This is a genomic window from Ignavibacteriales bacterium, assembly GCA_026390775.1.
GTDB lineage: Bacteria > Bacteroidota > Ignavibacteria > Ignavibacteriales > Melioribacteraceae > Fen-1258.
Window position 1 is genome coordinate 1,218,898 of the sequence record JAPLFF010000007.1, and the last position, 19,212, is coordinate 1,238,109.

Sequence of the window (19,212 nt, forward strand, 5' to 3'; positions counted from 1 at the left end):
TGAGCCGGGTTTTTTATTTCATCTTATTCTTGATCATAATCCAAATCTGCTTTAACGATAAAATGAGAACTAATTTATTAACTTAACCGACTGAAAACAACATTTTATTATTGCATAATTATGCATAATCTTGTATAATTATACCCCAATTAATAAAGATTTGTAAAATGATAAATATCGGCATAGTAGGTGCAGCAGGTTATTCCGGCGCTGAATTAATAAAACTTCTTCTTAATCACGACGAAGTAATTATTACAAAACTATTCGGTAATTCTTCCGCCGGAAGTTTAATAGAAGAAACTTATCCATCTTTACGCGGAATGATCTCACTTCAAGTTGAGCAATTCAAAAAGGAAGAACTTGAAGAAGTAGATCTGCTGTTTGTTGCTATGCCTTCGGGACAGTCAATGCAAGTTGTTAAAGAAGCGGTTAATGCAAATACCAAAGTGATAGATATCGGCGGAGATTTTAGATTAAAGGATGCTGTAGTTTATACAAAATATTATAATCACGAACACACGGAGACAGAGCTTTTAAGCAGCGCTGTATATGGTTTAAGCGAGTGGAATGAAGAAGCGGTATCAAACGCAAAACTGGTTGCAAATCCCGGCTGTTACCCAACCAGCATTCTATTGGCACTTCTTCCATTGTTAAAAGAAAATTTAATTGAATCAAAGAATATTGGAATTACTTCTTACAGCGGAACATCCGGTGCCGGTAAATCCGTTACCGCAAATATGATATTCAGCGAAGTGAATGAAAGTGTGCGGGCATACAAAGTCGGAAATCACCAGCACATTCCGGAGATAAAACTATACTTGGAATATTTTAGCGGTGTTGAAACAAATTTTTCCTTTGTTCCGCATCTTCTTCCCGTTACTCGCGGAATATATACAACAATACACGTCTCATTGAAAAGCAGCATAACCGAAAAAGAAGTGATAAATGCGTTTAAGCATAATTATTCATCAACTCCGTTTATACGGTTTATAGGAACGGAGATACCGGAAATGAAAAATGTGGTTAACACAAATTTTTGTGATATCGGATTTAGAATTTATGAGAACGGCACGCTGGTTCTTTTTTCTACTATTGATAATCTAGTGAAAGGCGCCGCGGGACAAGCAATTCAAAACATGAACATCATGTTCGGTTTTCAACAAACAGAGGGATTACTAAGATGCAGCAAGAAGCAATCGTTGCAGATAAAATAAATGAGGGAATAACCACGCCCAAAGGATTTCGCTCAGCAGGAATCCATTGCGGAATAAAAAAATCTAGAAAAGATCTAGCGTTAATTGTTTCAGATCTTCCTGCTACTGCAGCAGCCGTGTTTACACTTAATAAAGTTCAAGCGGCGCCGGTGCTTATTTCTAAAAAGCATCTAACAGAAAGCGAAACTTTTAAAGCAATAATAATTAACAGCGGGAACGCAAATGCATGTACTGGAGAACGCGGTTACCAAGATGCTGTTACAATGGCAAATGAAACGGCGAAAATACTTGGTGTTAGTCCAAAAGAAATTTTTGTTTCATCAACCGGTGTTATTGGAGAACCGCTTCCAATCGTGAAAATAATTAACGGCATTCATCAGATTTCAAAACAAGTTGATAAAAGCGAGTACATAAGCACAGCCGAAGCAATTTTGACAACGGATACTTTTGCAAAATCAACTTCATCAACATTTATAATAGATGGAAAAGAAGTAAGCATTGGCGGAATAGCAAAAGGATCCGGAATGATTCACCCTAACATGGCGACAATGCTTGCGTTTATTACAACAGATGCAGCAATTGAAAAGAACATTTTTCAAAGTCTATTAAAAACTGTAGCGGATAAAACTTTTAATAGAATAGTTGTTGATGGAGACACAAGCACAAACGATATGGTTATTGCGCTTGCGAATGGTGCGTCCGGTGTTTCAATTGAGACTCAAAAAGATTCGTACAAAATTTTTGAAGAACACTTATATGAAGTACTAAAAAAATTATCTATAGATATTGTAATTGACGGCGAAGGCGCTACAAAATTGATTGAGATAACTGTTGAGGGTGCATTAAGTGACGAAGATGCAACGAAAGCTGCACGAATAATTGCCCTTTCTCCACTCGTTAAAACTGCTATTCACGGAGAAGATGCAAACTGGGGAAGAATTATTGCGGCCGTCGGATATTCCGGAATTGAATTCAATCCAGATAAGTTTGAGATCATAATCAATGATGTTCCTATTCTTACAAAAAATTATTTTGTTACACTTCCAATCGCCGAAGCTAACAAGACGTTACAATCAAGAAACATAAATCTAAAGATTAAATTAAATATGGGAAGCGGAACTTCCACTGTTTGGACGTGTGATTTATCCGAAGAGTATGTAAAAATTAACGGGAGCTACCGCACGTGACGAATCCTGTTTTTAGAAAAGAAGATGTTTTGATTGAAGCGCTTCCGTACATTCAGCAATTCGAACGGAAAACTTTTGTTATAAAATACGGCGGTGCCGTTATGGAAGAGGAACAGCTTAAATCTATGGTAGCACAAGATGTTACTCTGCTTCGCAAAATTGGAATTGATGTAGTTGTAGTTCACGGCGGAGGAAAAGAAATTACAGCGCTTTCACAAAAACTTAATATTGAGACAAAATTTGTGAACGGTCAACGCTATACAAATGAAGAAACACGCGATGTTGTTCAAATGGTTCTTGCGGGATCTATCAATAAAGATATTGTTCGGCGTATAAATATTCACGGCGGTCGGGCAGTAGGTATAAGCGGGATTGATGCGGGATTGATCTCGGTAAAAAAATATGAACAAGATGATTTAGGATTAGTCGGTGAAGTAATAGATGTGAATACTACTTTAATAAAAAATTTATTGAGAGACGGATATTTACCTGTAATTGCGCCAATAGGTGTTGATGAAGGCGGAACCGTATATAATGTGAACGCAGATATTGCTGCCGGTTCCATTGCAGGTGCACTTGAAGCGGCAAAGCTTGTTTATATGACCGACGTTGAAGGAGTAAAAGCGAATGATGATTTGATGCCACATCTTACTAAAGAGGATGCTGAAAGATTTATCAAGGATGAAATAATAAAAGGCGGAATGATTCCGAAAGTTGAATCTGCTCTTGATGCGATTGATAAAGGAGTTCAAAAAGTTCATATAGTTGATGGAAGAATTCCTCATGCTTTGCTGTTGGAAATATTTACTAAAGAAGGAGTAGGAACAGAGATAGTGGGCGAATAATTTTTTTTGTCATTCTGAAGCCGACTTAAGCCGGATGAAGAAACTAAACAATTTTGAATATGGGATTCCTCTCCCGACAGGTCGGGATCGGAATGACAATGATTATAAAAAGGGAGAAAAATCATGACTAAAAAATTAGAAGAAATTCAGAAACGGCACGCGTTGATTAAGTCATTAATTACTTCACAAGAAATTTTCAATCAAACACAACTTGTGAAAGTGCTAAAACAAAAAGGGATCAAAGCAACACAGGCAACTCTTTCCCGTGACTTAAATGAACTTGGTGTTGTGCGAATTCCAACAACAAACGGATTGGTTTATAAACTCAGCACTGCTGGAGATGAGAACACTCTTCAAAATAGAATTGCAGAAGAGATTCTTTTTGTAAAAGGAAATGAAAATATAGTTATTGTAAAAACATATCCTGGACGCGCACAGGGTGTTGCTGTATTTCTTGATCGGAAAAGTGATCTGGAAATTCTCGGCACTATCGCCGGTGATGATACGATTATTGTGATTCCGCAATCAGTAAAAAAAATCAAAAAGATAATTGAGCAAATAAAAATAATATTAGGAATAAAGTAATGAGCAAGAATAAAATTGTTGTTGCGTATTCCGGCGGATTAGATACATCCGTAATGGTTAAATGGCTTAAAGATAATTACGATGCAGAGATAATTACATTTACCGGAAATCTTGGACAGACAAAAGAATTAATCGGTCTCGAAGAAAAAGCATATAATTCCGGCGCAACAAAATCCTATATAGTAGATTTAACAAAAGAATTTTTGGAGGAATATGCATTCCCGGCATTAAGGGCAGGTGCAATGTATGAGGAAGCTTATCCTATGGCTTGTTCGTTGGGAAGACCTTTGCTTGCAAAAACTCTTGTGGAAGTTGCGCGTAAAGAAGGAGCGAATATGGTTGCACACGGTTGTACAGGAAAAGGGAATGATCAAGTTCGTTTTGAAGTTGCAGTTGGTGCTTTGGCTCCGGATTTAATCAGCATAGCGCCGTTGAGAACTTGGGAATTTAAAAGCCGCGAAGAGGAAATTGATTATGCAAAAGTCAACAACATTCCTGTTGCCGCAACGAAAGATAGTCCATATTCGATAGATGAAAATATTTGGGGAACTGCAATAGAGTGCGGCATTCTTGAAGATCCGATGGTCGAACCACCGGAAGATGCATTTCAACATACAGTTTCTCCGGAAAATGCACCGGATCAACCTGAATATGTAATTATAGAATTTGAAAAAGGAATTCCGGTTAGTGTGAATGGAAAAGAAATGGATAGTGTTTCTCTTGTTAGAGAGTTAAATAAAATCGGCGGACGAAATGCTGTTGGAAGAATTGATATGATTGAAAACAGGTTGGTTGGAATTAAATCGCGCGAAGTTTATGAAGCCCCGGCCGGAATAATTCTTCACAATGCACATAAAGAATTGGAAAGAATTACACTTGAAAAATTTGTTGCACATTATAAAACCTTGATCGCACAAGAGTATTCAAATTTGATTTACAACGGCTTGTGGTTCTCTCCGCTTCGCGAAGCTATTCAGGCGTTTGTTGATAAGACTCAAGAAAAAGTAACCGGTATGGTAAAGTTGAAACTTTACAAAGGAAACATTATTGTTTCGGGTAGAACTTCTCCGTATTCGTTATACGATCCGGAATTGGCAACATACACAGCGGCGGATCAATTCGATCATAAAGCATCGGAAGGATTTATTAAGATTTACGGATTGCCTTACAAAACAATTAATCGCGTAATGCAAAAAGCTGAAGCAGAAAATAATCAACCGGCATAAATAAATGGCACTTTGGGATAGCAGATTTAAAAAATCACTTTCGGAGGTTGCGCTAAAATTTTCTTCATCAATTAATATTGACGGAAAACTTTTCAATGAAGATATTGACGGAAGCAAAGCACACGTCAAAATGCTTATGAAGCAAAAAATAATTTTAGTGAGCGAAGGTAAATTAATTTTAAAAGCTTTAGAAAAAATACGAAGAGAAATTTCTTCAGGCAAAATAAAATTTAATTGGTGGAATGAAGATATACATTCTCTAATTGAAGATCGGCTTGTAGGAAAAATAGGAGAGACAGGGAAAAAACTTCACACCGCCAGAAGCCGAAATGATCAAGTAGCTCTGGATGAACAATTATATATGCGGGAAGAAATTGCTCAACTAATTAAACTTACACAAGCTCTTCAAAGAACTTTTCTAAAAAAAGCCGAACAAAATAAAAGCATAATAATGCCCGGCTATACACATTTACAGCGCGCACAACCCATTTTGTTCGCTCATCATTTACTTGCGTATGTTTCAATGCTTGGACGCGATATAGAAAGATTGAATGATTGTATGAAGCGCGCTAACAAATCACCACTAGGCGCTGCCGCGCTTGCCGGAACAACCTTGCCGATCGATCGGGAATATTCAGCAAAACTTCTTGGTATGAATGGAGTCGTAGAAAATTCTCTCGATGCTGTCAGCAGCCGCGATGTAATGATAGAACTTATCAGTTCATGTTCGATTACAATGATGCACCTCAGTCGTTTGAGCGAAGAACTTGTACTGTGGAACTCGCAAGAATTTTCGTTTGCAGTATTTGATGATTCATTTTCAACGGGCAGTAGTTTAATGCCTCAGAAAAAAAATCCCGACATTGCTGAACTGATACGCGGAAAAGTTGGTAGAGTTTATGGTTCATTGTTCGGACTGCTTACGATAATGAAAGCATTACCGCTTGCATATAACCGCGATATGCAGGAAGATAAAGTTCATCTCTTTGAAGCAGTAGACACGACTAAAGATTGTCTGCATCTTACTTCTGAATTATTAAAACATACGCGGTTCAATAAAAACCGTTTTGAAAAAGAACTCAATGGTGATCTGATTCTTTCAACGGACTTAGTTGATTATCTTGTTCGTAAAAATGTTCCTTTCAGAAAAGCACATAATATAGTAGGAAAGATTGTTGGTGCATGTGTAGATCAAAATAAAAAGTTAAATCAACTCTCAATCGCCGAATACAAAAAAGTCTCACCGAAATTTGAAAAGGACATTTTCAAACTTCTCACAGCGCATGCAAGCGTTAAGAACAAAAAATCTAAAGGAAGTACTTCGCCAAAGGAAGTTAAGAAGCAAATAAATCAATGGAAAAAAAATTTAGAATAATTTTAATTTTTTTCTACACACCGTAATTAACAAAACAATTCATTTTATTCGTCGTCTAAATTGAACAATAAAAGAAGGATTAATAATTAATCGAATTCTTGCTCTTTCTCTTAATCTTATTCTATATTTGCTCAACAAAAATCTAACAAACAAGGGGAATTAATGTACGCACTGGAAGTAAAAAATCTAACTAAGACTTTCGATAAGGTAGTTGCAGTTGATAATGCCTCGTTCGAAGTTCCTGAAGGTTCGATCTTCGGACTTATAGGAAGAAACGGAGCGGGCAAAACAACAACTATTAGAATGATGATGGGAATATATCTACCCGATAATGGCGAAGTTGTTTTGCGCGGTGTTAAAGTTGGGCAGGAGTTTAAAAACCAAGTTGGTTACTTGCCTGAAGAACGTGGGCTATACAAAAAAATGAAAGTTCTTGAAACTCTTCTTTATTTTGCCGAGTTGAAAGGGAAATCGGGAAGAGAAGTACAAAAGAAAGCTGAAGAATATTTGAAGCGCTTTGAATTGTATGATCGCCGTCTTTCAAAAATGGAAGATCTCTCAAAAGGGAATCAGCAAAAAATTCAATTTCTTACCACCATCCTGCACGATCCCGAATTCATAATTCTTGATGAACCATACTCCGGACTCGATCCCATCAATACAAATCTATTAAGAGAAATTATAATTGAAATGAAACAAAAAGGAAAAGTAATAATCTTTTCAACGCACTTAATGGATTTTGCCGAGAAAATGTGCGATCATATTGTAATGATAGATCACGGAAAAATTATTCTTAAAGGTTCGATGAAAGAAATTAAATCAAAGTACTCACAGAAAAATGTAAGCTTAACCTACGATGGAGATATTTCGTTCTTAAAATCTAATCCTATAGTTGATAACATTTCTGATTACGGTAATACAACCGGTATTAAATTGAAAGATGCAAATCAAGCTCAGCAGTTATTAAGAATGCTTTTAGATAGAAACGTAACAGTCAAAAAGTTTGATGCAAACGATATTTCATTGCAAGAAATATTTATTGAGCTTGCCGGTCACGAAGATAACGGAACAACTGGCTTGCTTGCTGAAGGCAGGAAGGAGGCGCGCAATGTTTAACTATAGAGTATTAGCAGTGGTTAAAAGAGAGCTTCGCGAAAAATTATTTTCAAAAGCATTTATTTTTATGACTCTTCTTGTTCCCGGGTTTATGATTTTAATACTCGGTATCCAAGCGCTTCTTTATACAAGCGAAACGAAAAATTTGAAAATTGATATCATTTCTGAAACTTCCAGTATGACCAGCGCTTTTCAGAATGAAATGTCGTCAACAAATTTGGTTAAAAGCGGCAATTATATTTTTAACTATTTGACAATGTCCCGAGATGAAGTAAAGAATTATCTTGACGGGAAAAAGCAAATGTTGCTTGATGAAAAGATCGGTGGAATTGTTTATATCCCCGTCTCAGCAATGAAAGATAAAAAAGTTGAGTACTACTCAAAGAGTTCTCAAAACATAACTTTGTTCAGAGATCTTGGCGGGTCCATAAACAACACTTTGATTAATTTTTACTTTAATAACAAATCACTTTCAAAAGACGATCTTGATTTTGCAAGAATCAATGTAGACTTCACAGGATTCAAAGTATCTAAAGAAGAGGGGATAAAAGAAGAAGGATACGGAAACCTTGTGCTCGCATATCTTTTCACCTTCTTATTATATATAAGCATGATTATGATCGGCCAGATGACAATGCAATCGGTAATAGAAGAGAAAGGAAATAGAATTGTCGAAGTCATTCTCTCTTCAGTTAGTCCTACAGAATTGATGACAGGCAAAATACTTGGTGCATCTCTTACCGGAGTTATACAGATGGCTATTTGGCTTTCTCCTATAATTCTTGTTATGTCTACTTCAATTTTTATGCTTCCTAAAGAGTTTGTTTTCAGCATTAGTTCTACTGTAATTATTTATATGCTGATAAACTTTTTCATCGGGCTTTTAACATTTATAGGCCTATATGCAATGCTTGGAGCCATTTTTGATAACGCTCAGGATGCGGCAAGCGGAGCGATGCCGATTCTGATGTTAATTATGATTCCGTTTTTCATCGCTATGTCTATGATGGAAAATCCGAACAGACCGATAGCAGAAATAGCTTCTTTGTTTCCGTTTGCATCTATTATAGTAATGCCTGCAAGGATGACTTTGGTTGGTGTTCCGATTTGGCATCTTGGATTGGCAATACTTATTAATATTTTAACATTCATGGCTATTTTCCCCGTTGCAGGAAAAATTTATCGAATTGGAATTTTACGAACTGGTAAAAAACCAAAATGGTCTGAAGTTGTAAAGTGGTTGAAGTATAAGTATTAAACAATTTAACAGTAGAGACGCAGGGCTCTGCGTCTCTACGTGGTTTATGAACGAAAACGAATTATACCCATCGCTTGTTGAAAAACTCCACAAAGATTTTTCTTTAGCGAAAGAATCTTTACTCGCAGTTAATGATCTCGTAGGCATCCGCGAACATTTGATAAAGAAAGTAAGCGAATTAATGTCTAAAGATTATGAGCGATTTCTTAACAGTATGTATATGATTGACGTGAGCGAAACAAAAGTTAGCAAAATACTTCACTCAAAGGATCGAACAACTATACCGGAACGTTTTGCAGATCTAATAATTGAACGCCAACTGCTTCGAATCAAAACTCAGATGCTTTACCGCGACGGAAAACTTTAATTACATCTTCCTTTCAAGCTGCAACAATTCTGTTTATTTTATAATAGAATTTTAAAAGAAGAATATTTTTTTCATAAAAGATAAATATTAAATGAACGCACAAAACAATTACTTAAAACCGGAAGAAATCCGCTCGCTTGCAAATTCATTTCAGCAGAGCAGAATTCTTTTGACTGCAGTTGAGCTGGATCTTTTTACCGTACTTGATAAACATATGTTGTCCTCAAAAGAAGTTGCAGTGAAGATCATTGCAGAAGAACGTGCAACTGATCGTTTGATGAATGCACTTGTTGCATTGGGATTCTTACGCAAAGTTCATGGAAAATTTTACAACTGTGAGAATGCATCTAATTATTTAGTAAAAGGCAAACCGGAATTTATGGGCGGACTTTTTCATTCACTTGGTTTGTGGGATACGTGGAGTTCATTAACTGAATCTGTAAAAGCGGGGACATCAGTTGCAGAACGTAAAAAATCAAACAGTAAAATAAATTGGTCTGAAGCTTTTATTGCGGCAATGCATTATCGTGGAGTTAAAGAGGCAAAAATTATTTCTTTGATGCTCACACTTTCAAACGTAAACCGCATGCTTGATATAGGAGGAGGATCGGCAGCATTTTCAATGGAGTTTATAAAACAAAATCCAAAGATGCACGCTGTTGTTTTCGATCAGCCGCATATTATTCCAATTACAAAAAAATATGTTGATGATGAAAAGCTGAACGATAAGATCGAACTATTTGAAGGAGATTACCATACTGATAATTTCGGGAAAGGTTATGACTTGATTCTTCTTTCAGCAATAGTTCACATAAACAGTTTTGAAGAAAACAAAATGCTGATAAAAAAATGTTATAACTCGCTAAACACTAACGGTCAAATTGTAATTAAAGATTGGATTATGAATGAGGAAAGAACAGAGCCGGCGGGCGGCGCATTCTTTGCATTGAACATGCTTGTTGGAACAGAGAAAGGAGACACTTATACAGAATCAGAGATGAAAGATTGGTTTTTCAGTGCGGGAATTAAAAAGATCGAAAGAAAAGATACAAGTTTCGGATCATCGTTAATGGTCGGTTATAATGAGTAATTAAAATGAAAAAATTATTATCGCTTTAGCAACTCTTTTTATTAAATTCATACGTAAACTTCACCATCGTTAAGGTTATCTAATAAATTTCGTCTGTATAATAGTTTAATATAAATTCCTCTAGAAGTTTTAATTGTCATTCATTATTAACGAGGGTGAAACATGTCCGCTAAATTAATTGATCATCTAAAACTTTATCGGTTTCCTTGGAACTTATCTGACAACGCAATTTCTTGGCTCGAGCCAACCTCAATGTGCAATCTTGCATGCGATGGATGTTACAGGGAAAATCAGAAAGATGGGCACAAAACGTTCGAACAAGTCAAACACGAGCTGGATATTTTTCAGCAGAAACGAAATTCAGACTGTATTTCAATTGCCGGAGGAGATCCGCTCCTTCATCCGCAAATTATCGAAATCGTTCGCGATATAAAATCACGCGGCTTAAAACCGATCATTAATACAAACGGTCACGCACTAGATAAAAATTTTCTTGTTGAGTTAAAAAGAGCGGGGGTATTTGGATTTACTTTTCATGTTGATAGCAAACAAGGGCGCGGGGGAAAATGGAAAGGCATGAATGAAATCGAGTTGAATGAACTGCGTTTTCAATATGCTAAAATGCTAGCCGATGTTGGAGGAATTGCTTGCTCATTTAATTCAACCGTTTATGAAGACACTATGCAGTACATACCCGGATTGATTGACTGGGCTCACAAAAATATTGATATAGTTAACACAATGGTATTTATTGCGTTTAGATATATTGTTCCAACAATGCCGTTCGATTGGTACGCCGGCGGACAGAAAGTAGATTGGCAAAGCATAGCTTATCATACAGAAAAAAATCGCAGAGTAGATATTCTTTCCACTGATATGCTCGTAAAAGTTCGAGAGCATCTTCCGAATTTTGCCCCATGTGCATACTTAAACGGAACAGAAAAAGTAGATTCATTTAAATGGTTATTAACCGAGAGAATTGGAACGCAGAAAAAAATATATGGTTATCTTGGCCCGAAGTTCATAGAACTTATGATGGCAACTTATCACCTCATTACCGGAAAATATCTCTCTTATGTTTCTACGTCAAACTCGAAAATGGGAAGAGCGGCACTGCTTTTACTTTGGCCATTTGATAAAGGAGTACGCAAAGCGGCAAAAGAAATGCTGAAAAATCCATTGCGTTTATTGAAACGAACATTTCTTCAGTCAATCATTTTTATTCAGCCGGTAGATTTTATGCAAGACGGTAGACAAAGTATGTGCGATGGTTGTCCCGATATTACGGTTTGGAATGATGAACTTGTCTGGTCATGCCGGCTTGAAGAAGTAAAAAGTTTTGGGTCGTTTTTAAGATCGGTGCAAAAATAAAAAATATTTATTAATAATGCGCGGGCACTATATGTGCCCGCAGGGTATAACTTAATTCTTCAACTCCTTTTCAATAAGCCGAATCATCTTTTCAAATTCTTTTTTGTTAAATCCAACTGTTGCCATTTTTACTTTTCCGTCTTTACCGATTACAAAATTTCTAGGAATGTATTTGCTTGCGAATAATTTATAAACTTTTGTCTCCTTATCCAGATATACCGGAAAAGTATAATTAAACTTGTTAATAAACTTTTTAACTGTATCGGTTGCCTCGCCCCTTGATATCGCAAGGACAACGAAGTTTTTGTTATTTATTTTTTCATAAATATTTTTCTGTAGAAGAGGAAGTTCAGCTTTACATGGCGGACACCACGTTGCCCAAAAGTTAATAAGTACAACTTTTCCTTTCAGCTCATCAGATAAAAATGTTTTACCGGAAAGTGATTGAGTTGTAAAAGTCGGCATATTATTCCCGACTTTCAAAAGTGCTGTTGATTCTAAATCATCCTGAGCAAATGTAATTGTTGAAAATAAAAACAATAATAGAATAATAGCAGTATTTGATTTCATACTATTCCTAATCTAAAAAGTTAAAGTTTATTCGTGATTTGGGAAGGTTACTCTGAATGTTGTCCCTTTTCCTTTAATGCTTGATACTTTAATCTCCGCCCCATTAAGCTCACAATATTTTTTTGCAAGGGCAAGACCAAGTCCATTCCCTTCAAAATTTCTTGTATATCCTTGTTCTTCTCGAGAGAATGGTGTAAAAAGCATTGGAAGATATTCTTCTGCAATTCCTATTCCGGTATCGGCAACATCAACATATAAATTGTTTCGCGGGTTGCGGTCGATTGTTATTTCAACTTTACCTTTATGAGTGTATTTAAGAGCATTATCAATTAGATGATGAAAAATTTGATTGGTAGAATATTCATCCGCCTCAATTATTGTATTTACACCGGGATTATTGATATTGAAAACTATTTTTTTCTTTTCAGCAATCGGTTGGAAATTCTTGAACTGTTTCTGAATAATATCATGAAGAAGATCAAAATGTTTTGCGCGGTAGGAATATGATCCGGTTTGAAGCTCGGACATATTCAAGATTAATTCAACCGTACGCATTATTCTTTTGCCTTCTTCATTAATAACGTCGAAACCCTTTGCAAGCTCTTCATCAACCTTATCTTGAAGTTCGTCTTTCATCATTCCGGTAAAACTTAAGATAACATTAAGAGGTGTTCGAATTTCGTGAGACATCTGAGCTAGAAATTCAGATTTAAGACGATCTGATTGTTCTGCGTGCTCTTTTGCTTCTATCAACGCTTCTTCGGTAAGTTTTTTGTTGGTAATATCTTCTATTGTTCCTTCATAATAAAGATCGCGTCCGTCGTTATCTTTAACAGCTCGAGCGCTCTCGCGAATATAAATTACAGTTCCGTCTTTCTTTCTCCACTTGGATTCAAAACCGAAAATTTTTCCGTTCTTTTCGATCTCGTTTTTAAAAATTTCTCGTGTTACAGGATCTGCATAAGTATTCTTTGCATTAAGATTCATAAATTCATCCATAGAATCATAACCGGCAATTTTAATAAGCGTTGGATTTGCAAGTAAGATCTTACCTTTAGGTGTAGAACGATAAATTCCTATTGTAGCATTTTCATATAGTCCTCTAAATCTGAGTTCACTTTCTTTTAAGGATTCATCTGCTTTTTTACGCTCTGTTATATCCTGCTTGATTGCAATAAAATTTGTTATTTCTCCTCTGGGATTTTTAATTGGGGTTATTTGCATTTCTTCCCAATAATTGGTTCCGTCCTTTCTTTTATTTACAATTTCACCTCGCCATGTTTCGCCAACGTTTATCTTACCCCACATATATGCATAATAATTATCATCATGAACACCGGATTTGAAGATGCTTGTTTTTTTGCCGAGGACTTCATTTACCGAATAACCGGTTAAACTAGTGAAGGCAGTATTAGCCCAGATTATCGTTCCGTCTTTATCGCAAATAACAATTCCATTCGCCGCTGCTTCAAGAGCATTGCTCTGAAGTGAAAGTTGTTCTTCAACTGTTTTCTGTTCCGTTATATCTGTTATGAATCCTTCAAGGGCCAAAAGTTCATCTTCTAAATCGGAGAAAATACCAACGCCCTGTTCCCAAACCCATTTTTCGTAACCGACTGCGGTATTAATTCTATAAACAAGTTGATATGGTTTTTTCTCTTCAACCGCTTTATGAATTTGTTCAATCACTTTTTTGCGGTCTTCTTTGTGAATAAGTTCATCATAGTAGGAAATTATTTTATTTCCGATCAACTCTTCTTCTTTATAGCCCGTAATTTGAAAACATTTTGGACTTACATAATCTAATTCCCATACTTGTCCTAATTTGCAGCGGTAAACCATTCCGGGCAGGTTTTGGACAAGAGTATTTAATTTTCGCTGACTTTCATTTAGAGCTTCTTGAACTTTTGTTGTTCGATGTGATTTTTTTTGAAGGTCAAGACTTGCACCCTCCAGTTTTTTTGTGTAAAGGTTACGTTGTCTTTCCGACCTATAAATAATTATTATAGTAACTAAACAAAGGATCAAACTTAAGGAGGCAAGACCAAATTGGGTTATACGGAAGACTTTCACAAAGGAACCAAGAACATTTCTTACTTCTTTTTCAACTTTGTTGCTTTGGACTTCCACATTAGAATAAAGAGATTCCCACTCTTGATGAATATTAACTTTTGATTGTGTAGAATCTTTCGATGCAACTTGACTTGATAGTCCGCGATAATTAAGCAATAGTGCTTGTAATTTTTGTACTTCCTCGGAAAGTGCAACCTTATCAATCGGGATTGAGATTATATTGAAACGTTCTTTTTCTTCAAGCAAAGATCTCGCATTAAGTTCTGCGACATCAAGATATTCCATTGCTAGTCTAAAAGTTGCTGGCGTTTGGACTCCGGACTCTTTCAAAAATTCGGAACGAGCTTTAGCAACATTGCTTTTTATTTCCAGCGAAGAATCAAGAAGAGATGTGTAAATAAAATTTATTCTTAGACCGATAAATAAACCGTAGATAACCGCGAGCGACATAAACAACCCTGCGGTTAATATCAAATAATATACCGTCCTATTTGAAGATGCTATTTTTTCTTTGTGGCCCATCGTTCAAAACATTTTTTAAAAATTATTTTTCCGCGACCATTTATTTAATAAATACCCGATAACCCCATGGCTCAAGAGTTAATTGATATTGATTATTTAGTAATTCAGAACTATTTGTAAAAAGATTTTTATAAGTGCCCTCAAGTTTTGAACTTGTTATTGTAACTTGTTTCTTCTCTTTAGACAGATTAAATATTGAAATTACTTTGCTGTTATCCTGTTCTCTTATAAATGCAAAAACATTTCCGTCATTAACAGATAGCTTTTGCAGCTCGCTGCCCTCAGCGCCGTTCCATAAAGCTTTATTTTCTTTTTTTGCATTAAAAAGTAACGTGTAATAATTACGCATTACACTGTCATCCCAATTTATTAAATCTTTTTCAAAAAAATTAAGACGTTTATTCAAACCTGCTTCCTGCCCGCTATAAACAAGAGGCATTCCGGGGACAAGACAGGTAAGAACGGCAAATGTTTCTGCAGCGTCTCCAAATCTTTCCCGGTCAGTACCATGCCATGAGTTTTCATCATGGTTAGAAGTAAAAACCATCCGGTAAGAATATGTCGGATATTCACTTTTTTCTTTCATAAAATATTCATAAAAATCGTTTGCGGATTTATTCCCCTTGGCACAATCAACGAACAAATCTTTTAACTGCCAATTGTATGTCATATCAAAAGCTTGATGAAGTTCGGGTAAATTTCCTTCAGCCAACATGAAGACGGGTTTTATAGCATCAAGCTGAGGGCGAACCCACTTCCAAAATTCAAGCGGAACCATTTCTGCAACATCACATCGGAATCCGTCTATGCCGCACTCTTCGATCCAGAACTTCATAGCATCACGCATGTAATTCCACAAATCTTTATTATCATAGTTTAGATCAATAACATCAGTCCAATCTGCTACGGGAGGGAAAAATTTTCCGTTTCGGTCTTTAGAAAAAAAATCGGGATGAGTTTTCGTCCAAACATTATCCCATGCCGTATGATTTGCAACCCAATCAATTATAACATGCATTCCGAGATCATGAGCTTGTTTAACCACAGATTTAAAATCTTCAAGAGTGCCAAACTCCGGATTGACCGCTGTATAATCTTGAACAGAATAGTAGCTTCCTAAAGACCCCTTTCTATTTAATAGACCGATCGGATTGATCGGCATAAACCAAAGAATTCCCGTACCCATTTCTTTTAATTTAGGCAAGCTCGAAGAAAACGCTTTGAAAGTTCCTTCCGGTGTGTATTGCCTTACATTCACTTCATAAATAGTTGCGCTAACACTCCAAGAAGGATGTGTAACTATATTTCCCTCTTTAAGATTTTGTGAGGTGATATTGCTGCTTAGACATTGTGTAAAAAGAGGGAGCGTAAACAACACAAAAACGAGAATAAACAATTTATCTTTACTAATAGAAAGACGTTCAAACATTAATCTATCTCCTTAATAAGAGGTCAGGAAGCGTAAAACGAATTTACCAAAAATAAACGTTATATAAATTCATTTTTTGGTATTTTTATTTAACTAAATAATAACATTTTAGAAATGAAAAAACCCTTAAACGACCCGACAGTTAAATTTTTTATAACTATTCTGGGATTGTTTATAATCTTTTTTGTCCTTAAAGAATTACAGCACATTTTTATTCCGCTTGTAATTGCATATATCATGTTTTTCTTTTTCGAGCCGCTGAATAATTTCATCGAGTCTAAAAAAATACCTATACCCATTGTAATTTTTATTGATCTCTTTTTAACCGTATCTATGTTTTACGGTATATCGAAAGGTATTGTTGATAGGTTTGTTTCCTTCAGCGTAAAACTGCCGATGTACGAAGCGAAGCTTAATCATATTATAAGCACCTCGGCAAATTCACTTGGCTTAAAGAACAGACTGTTAACACATTTCGATATATCGAAGATTATTCAATCGGTAGATATTGGTGTTTTGGCAAGTGGAGTTTTTTCTTCAACTCTGACAATTGCCGCATCCATTCTACTGATTCTTTTCTTTTTTATATTTATTAATACCGGTCACAATAAAATTTTTGAAGCGATAAGAATGCGTTACGTTGAACGGGAAGTAAAATCATCGCTCAAACAAATGAAGAAAGAACTTAAGTCATCTAAAGAAAAAAATCCCGAAAGCACAAGAGAAGAAGCGATTGAAACACTTACAATTCAACGCGAATTAAAACTCCAGAAAACATTTAAGGACATTACCGAACAAGTACAAAGATATATTGTTACAAAATTCTTGATAAGTTTATCAGTCGGTTTATTAGTAGGAATTATTTTGTGGTTGTTCAAAATTGAGTTCTTTATTATATGGGCGGCATTTGCCATTCTGCTTAACTTCATCCCTAATGTTGGTTCTGTCTTTGCGGTGATTATGCCTACACTTATGGCGCTTGTTCAATATGAATCATTCGGGTATGCCGCAGTAGTAGCGGCAGTATTAATTGTTGCACAGAACATAATCGGAAATATTATTGAACCTAAAATTTTCGGTGATCGATTGGGACTTAATCCGTTGGTAATTTTACTATCGTTATTACTTTGGGGCTACATCTGGGGAATTGTAGGAATGTTTTTAGCTGTTCCTTTAACTGCAATCGGGAAGATCATTCTATCAAACTCATCATCAAAGAATTTGAGATTTATTACCAATTTGATGAGCAACTAAGACTATTCGTCTTTAGTCGTGTATATTTTTTTGCATCGATTTACTTAACTTAGAGCGTTAGCTTACAATAGATTATCAGCGGGGTGGTTTATGGCACTCACAAAAATTATTTTCACAATTTTTATAATAACTTTATTATTTACCACAAAATCTTTTTCGCAAAGTTTTTATTCAATAGAAGGAAAAGTTACAGACGCCAAAACAAATGAACCGTTGGCAGTTGTTAGTGTTTATTTATCTCAAACAACAATCGGTACTTTAACAGATAAAAACGGTAATTACAAAATCAACAAAGTTTCTCCAGGTAAATACACGCTAGTAATTTCCCAGATTGGATATGAACCTTTTCTTCAAATAATAGAGATTAAGCCCGAAACAAATACTCAACGAAATTTCTTACTTAAAAGTAAACCTATCGAAATGCACGCGATTGACATTGTCGAACAATCGGACGAATACGCCGCTTATCTAAAAGAACAAAAAGATTACCGGGAAATCTTTAAGAAATATTTTCTTGGGCTAACTGATTTTAGTAAAGAGTGTGCTATTGAAAATATTGAAGACATTGTTTTCACAAAGAGAAATGATCTGTATATCGAGGCAAAATGTTCAAAACCAATAATGGTTATAAACAAAGCACTCGGTTTTAAAATTGAATGTGAATTGATCCATTTTCAGTATAACGAACAAAAGGAGGGGTCTATCTTTTATGAATTTTATCCAAAATTTTCTGACCTTGATCCCGAAAATGATAACCAGATAAAACAATGGGAACAAAACAGAAAATCTGCATACCAAAGTTCGCTTAGAAGATTCTTGTTGGCCGTTATCAATTCTGGGACTTATGTGAATGGATACATACTCGAAATTTCAAGAGGGAATCTAGTTTATAATAAGATTGAATCCGGCACGTACTTTAAGAAAACAAACATTGTACAATATGATAGTACATCTGGATTAAACTATCTCAAGTTTGATGGATATTTAATGATTAGAAATTCTACAACAGAAGAGCAATCAGAAATATTTTTACCTTACAGAACAGCATATATAGGTTCCGATGGTTACCCTGTTGATACTATGTCCGTACTGGTTTTTGATACATTTGCTCGTCAAGGAGTAGCCAATTTATTGCCAATTGATTTGCAGATGACAGAGTGAAATATATCGTTCTAATTATTTAATCATTTTTGGCTAAGTAATAATTCCCCCTCTCTTTTGCTAATGCTTACTCATCTCTTTTTTGTTATATTTATCTCAAGTGAAAAAATAATTTATTAATAAATAAAAGAAGTAGAAGAACAGTTAATGATTCGTGTTGAGCAGTTGCCCCCGATTATTTTCGGGGGAGGAAAGTCCGAACTCCGCAGAACGAAGTGCCGGGTAACTCCCGGGGTGCTGATTTATTCGGTACACGGAAAGTGCCACAGAAAAAATACTTCCTGTTGATGGCGGGTTACGCCCACCTTCGGCAGGTAAAGGTGAAAAGGCAGGGTAAGAGCCTACCGCTTCAATAGTAATATTGAAGGCAGGGCAAACCCCACTTGGTGCAAGGTCAAGCAGAAGGTTTCCCGAGTTTTTCTCGGGACAAGGTTGTTCGCCTTGAACTCCTTCGGGTAGACCGCTGGATCCCGAAAGTAATTTCGGGACAAGATAAATGACTGCTGCCCGGCTTTACCGGGAACAGAATTCGGCTTATAGACACGAATCATTTGGTGTTCTCCTTCACG

At 35.9% G+C, this 19,212-nt stretch carries 16 protein-coding genes and 1 other RNA gene; 14 read left to right on the plus strand and 3 right to left on the minus strand.

All coding sequences use genetic code 11. The features are described from left to right. The first annotated feature begins 167 nt into the window (after positions 1–167). From argC to NTZ27_10640, 11 genes are all read left to right on the plus strand, one after another. Positions 168–1,214 carry an N-acetyl-gamma-glutamyl-phosphate reductase gene (gene argC / locus NTZ27_10590; protein MCX6175190.1) on the plus strand — a complete coding sequence of 349 codons (1,047 nt, stop codon included), beginning with the start codon at positions 168–170 and terminating at the stop codon, positions 1,212–1,214. Continuing rightward, a complete protein-coding gene (gene argJ, locus NTZ27_10595; protein ID MCX6175191.1) occupies positions 1,181–2,401 on the plus strand; it encodes a bifunctional glutamate N-acetyltransferase/amino-acid acetyltransferase ArgJ in 1,221 nt (406 codons plus the stop codon). Before argC ends, argJ begins: the two co-directional genes overlap by 34 nt. After that, positions 2,398–3,246 (plus strand): acetylglutamate kinase, encoded by an 849-nt coding sequence (gene argB / locus NTZ27_10600; protein ID MCX6175192.1) that lies wholly within the window; start codon positions 2,398–2,400, stop codon positions 3,244–3,246. Before argJ ends, argB begins: the two co-directional genes overlap by 4 nt. A gap of 123 nt (positions 3,247–3,369) precedes the next feature. Next, positions 3,370–3,831, plus strand: a complete 462-nt coding sequence (gene argR / locus NTZ27_10605; GenBank protein ID MCX6175193.1) for an arginine repressor — start codon at positions 3,370–3,372, stop codon at positions 3,829–3,831. Further along, positions 3,831–5,057, plus strand: a complete 1,227-nt coding sequence (locus tag NTZ27_10610) for an argininosuccinate synthase (GenBank protein ID MCX6175194.1) — start codon at positions 3,831–3,833, stop codon at positions 5,055–5,057. Before argR ends, NTZ27_10610 begins: the two co-directional genes overlap by 1 nt. A 4-nt stretch (positions 5,058–5,061) precedes the next feature. Continuing rightward, positions 5,062–6,432, plus strand: coding sequence for an argininosuccinate lyase (argH, locus tag NTZ27_10615; GenBank protein MCX6175195.1), 1,371 nt, complete (start codon positions 5,062–5,064; stop codon positions 6,430–6,432). A gap of 162 nt (positions 6,433–6,594) precedes the next feature. Then, positions 6,595–7,548 carry an ATP-binding cassette domain-containing protein gene (locus NTZ27_10620; protein ID MCX6175196.1) on the plus strand — a complete coding sequence of 318 codons (954 nt, stop codon included), beginning with the start codon at positions 6,595–6,597 and terminating at the stop codon, positions 7,546–7,548. Continuing rightward, entirely contained in the window at positions 7,541–8,806 is a 1,266-nt protein-coding gene (locus NTZ27_10625) for an ABC transporter permease (GenBank protein ID MCX6175197.1), read from the plus strand. Before NTZ27_10620 ends, NTZ27_10625 begins: the two co-directional genes overlap by 8 nt. 46 nt (positions 8,807–8,852) lie before the next feature. Then, the gene (locus NTZ27_10630) at positions 8,853–9,173 is read left to right on the plus strand and encodes a hypothetical protein (protein ID MCX6175198.1); all 321 of its coding nucleotides are present in this window, start codon (positions 8,853–8,855) and stop codon (positions 9,171–9,173) included. A gap of 91 nt (positions 9,174–9,264) precedes the next feature. Then, a complete protein-coding gene (locus tag NTZ27_10635; GenBank protein MCX6175199.1) occupies positions 9,265–10,263 on the plus strand; it encodes a methyltransferase in 999 nt (332 codons plus the stop codon). Positions 10,264–10,425: 162 nt separating this feature from the next. Continuing rightward, positions 10,426–11,634 carry a radical SAM protein gene (locus NTZ27_10640; GenBank protein MCX6175200.1) on the plus strand — a complete coding sequence of 403 codons (1,209 nt, stop codon included), beginning with the start codon at positions 10,426–10,428 and terminating at the stop codon, positions 11,632–11,634. Positions 11,635–11,685: 51 nt separating this feature from the next. Here NTZ27_10640 and NTZ27_10645 read toward each other — a convergent pair whose 3' ends face one another. From NTZ27_10645 to NTZ27_10655, 3 genes are all read right to left on the minus strand, one after another. Further along, entirely contained in the window at positions 11,686–12,204 is a 519-nt protein-coding gene (locus NTZ27_10645) for a TlpA family protein disulfide reductase (GenBank protein MCX6175201.1), read from the minus strand. A 27-nt stretch (positions 12,205–12,231) separates the two neighbouring features. Next, on the minus strand, positions 12,232–14,727 hold the full coding sequence (locus tag NTZ27_10650) for a PAS domain-containing sensor histidine kinase (protein ID MCX6175202.1): 2,496 nt from the start codon (positions 14,725–14,727) through the stop codon (positions 12,232–12,234). Between the two features lie 112 nt (positions 14,728–14,839). Then, positions 14,840–16,228 carry an alpha-amylase family glycosyl hydrolase gene (locus NTZ27_10655; GenBank protein ID MCX6175203.1) on the minus strand — a complete coding sequence of 463 codons (1,389 nt, stop codon included), beginning with the start codon at positions 16,226–16,228 and terminating at the stop codon, positions 14,840–14,842. 114 nt (positions 16,229–16,342) lie between these two features. Here NTZ27_10655 and NTZ27_10660 point away from each other — a divergent pair, with 114 nt between their 5' ends. The 3 genes from NTZ27_10660 (at position 16,343) to rnpB (ending at position 19,196) form a co-directional block, all read left to right on the plus strand. Then, entirely contained in the window at positions 16,343–17,482 is a 1,140-nt protein-coding gene (locus NTZ27_10660; protein ID MCX6175204.1) for an AI-2E family transporter, read from the plus strand. Between the two features lie 90 nt (positions 17,483–17,572). Then, positions 17,573–18,643 (plus strand): carboxypeptidase-like regulatory domain-containing protein, encoded by a 1,071-nt coding sequence (locus tag NTZ27_10665; protein MCX6175205.1) that lies wholly within the window; start codon positions 17,573–17,575, stop codon positions 18,641–18,643. A 149-nt stretch (positions 18,644–18,792) separates the two neighbouring features. After that, positions 18,793–19,196: RNase P RNA component class A (gene rnpB / locus NTZ27_10670), an RNA gene on the plus strand. The last annotated feature ends 16 nt before the right edge of the window (positions 19,197–19,212 follow it).

Bases quoted from the DNA above. Each gene is read 5' to 3' on its own strand.
- NTZ27_10630 (MCX6175198.1), top strand. From the start codon at position 8,853: ATGAACGAAAACGAATTATACCCATCGCTTGTTGAAAAACTCCACAAA.
- argH (MCX6175195.1), top strand. From the start codon at position 5,062: ATGGCACTTTGGGATAGCAGATTTAAAAAATCACTTTCGGAGGTTGCG.
- NTZ27_10635 (MCX6175199.1), top strand. From the start codon at position 9,265: ATGAACGCACAAAACAATTACTTAAAACCGGAAGAAATCCGCTCGCTT.
- argR (MCX6175193.1), top strand. From the start codon at position 3,370: ATGACTAAAAAATTAGAAGAAATTCAGAAACGGCACGCGTTGATTAAG.
- NTZ27_10620 (MCX6175196.1), top strand. From the start codon at position 6,595: ATGTACGCACTGGAAGTAAAAAATCTAACTAAGACTTTCGATAAGGTA.
- NTZ27_10640 (MCX6175200.1), top strand. From the start codon at position 10,426: ATGTCCGCTAAATTAATTGATCATCTAAAACTTTATCGGTTTCCTTGG.
- NTZ27_10660 (MCX6175204.1), top strand. From the start codon at position 16,343: ATGAAAAAACCCTTAAACGACCCGACAGTTAAATTTTTTATAACTATT.
- NTZ27_10625 (MCX6175197.1), top strand. From the start codon at position 7,541: ATGTTTAACTATAGAGTATTAGCAGTGGTTAAAAGAGAGCTTCGCGAA.
- argC (MCX6175190.1), top strand. From the start codon at position 168: ATGATAAATATCGGCATAGTAGGTGCAGCAGGTTATTCCGGCGCTGAA.
- NTZ27_10655 (MCX6175203.1), bottom strand. From the start codon at position 16,228: ATGTTTGAACGTCTTTCTATTAGTAAAGATAAATTGTTTATTCTCGTT.
- NTZ27_10645 (MCX6175201.1), bottom strand. From the start codon at position 12,204: ATGAAATCAAATACTGCTATTATTCTATTATTGTTTTTATTTTCAACA.
- NTZ27_10650 (MCX6175202.1), bottom strand. From the start codon at position 14,727: ATGTCGCTCGCGGTTATCTACGGTTTATTTATCGGTCTAAGAATAAAT.
- NTZ27_10610 (MCX6175194.1), top strand. From the start codon at position 3,831: ATGAGCAAGAATAAAATTGTTGTTGCGTATTCCGGCGGATTAGATACA.
- NTZ27_10665 (MCX6175205.1), top strand. From the start codon at position 17,573: ATGGCACTCACAAAAATTATTTTCACAATTTTTATAATAACTTTATTA.
- argJ (MCX6175191.1), top strand. From the start codon at position 1,181: ATGCAGCAAGAAGCAATCGTTGCAGATAAAATAAATGAGGGAATAACC.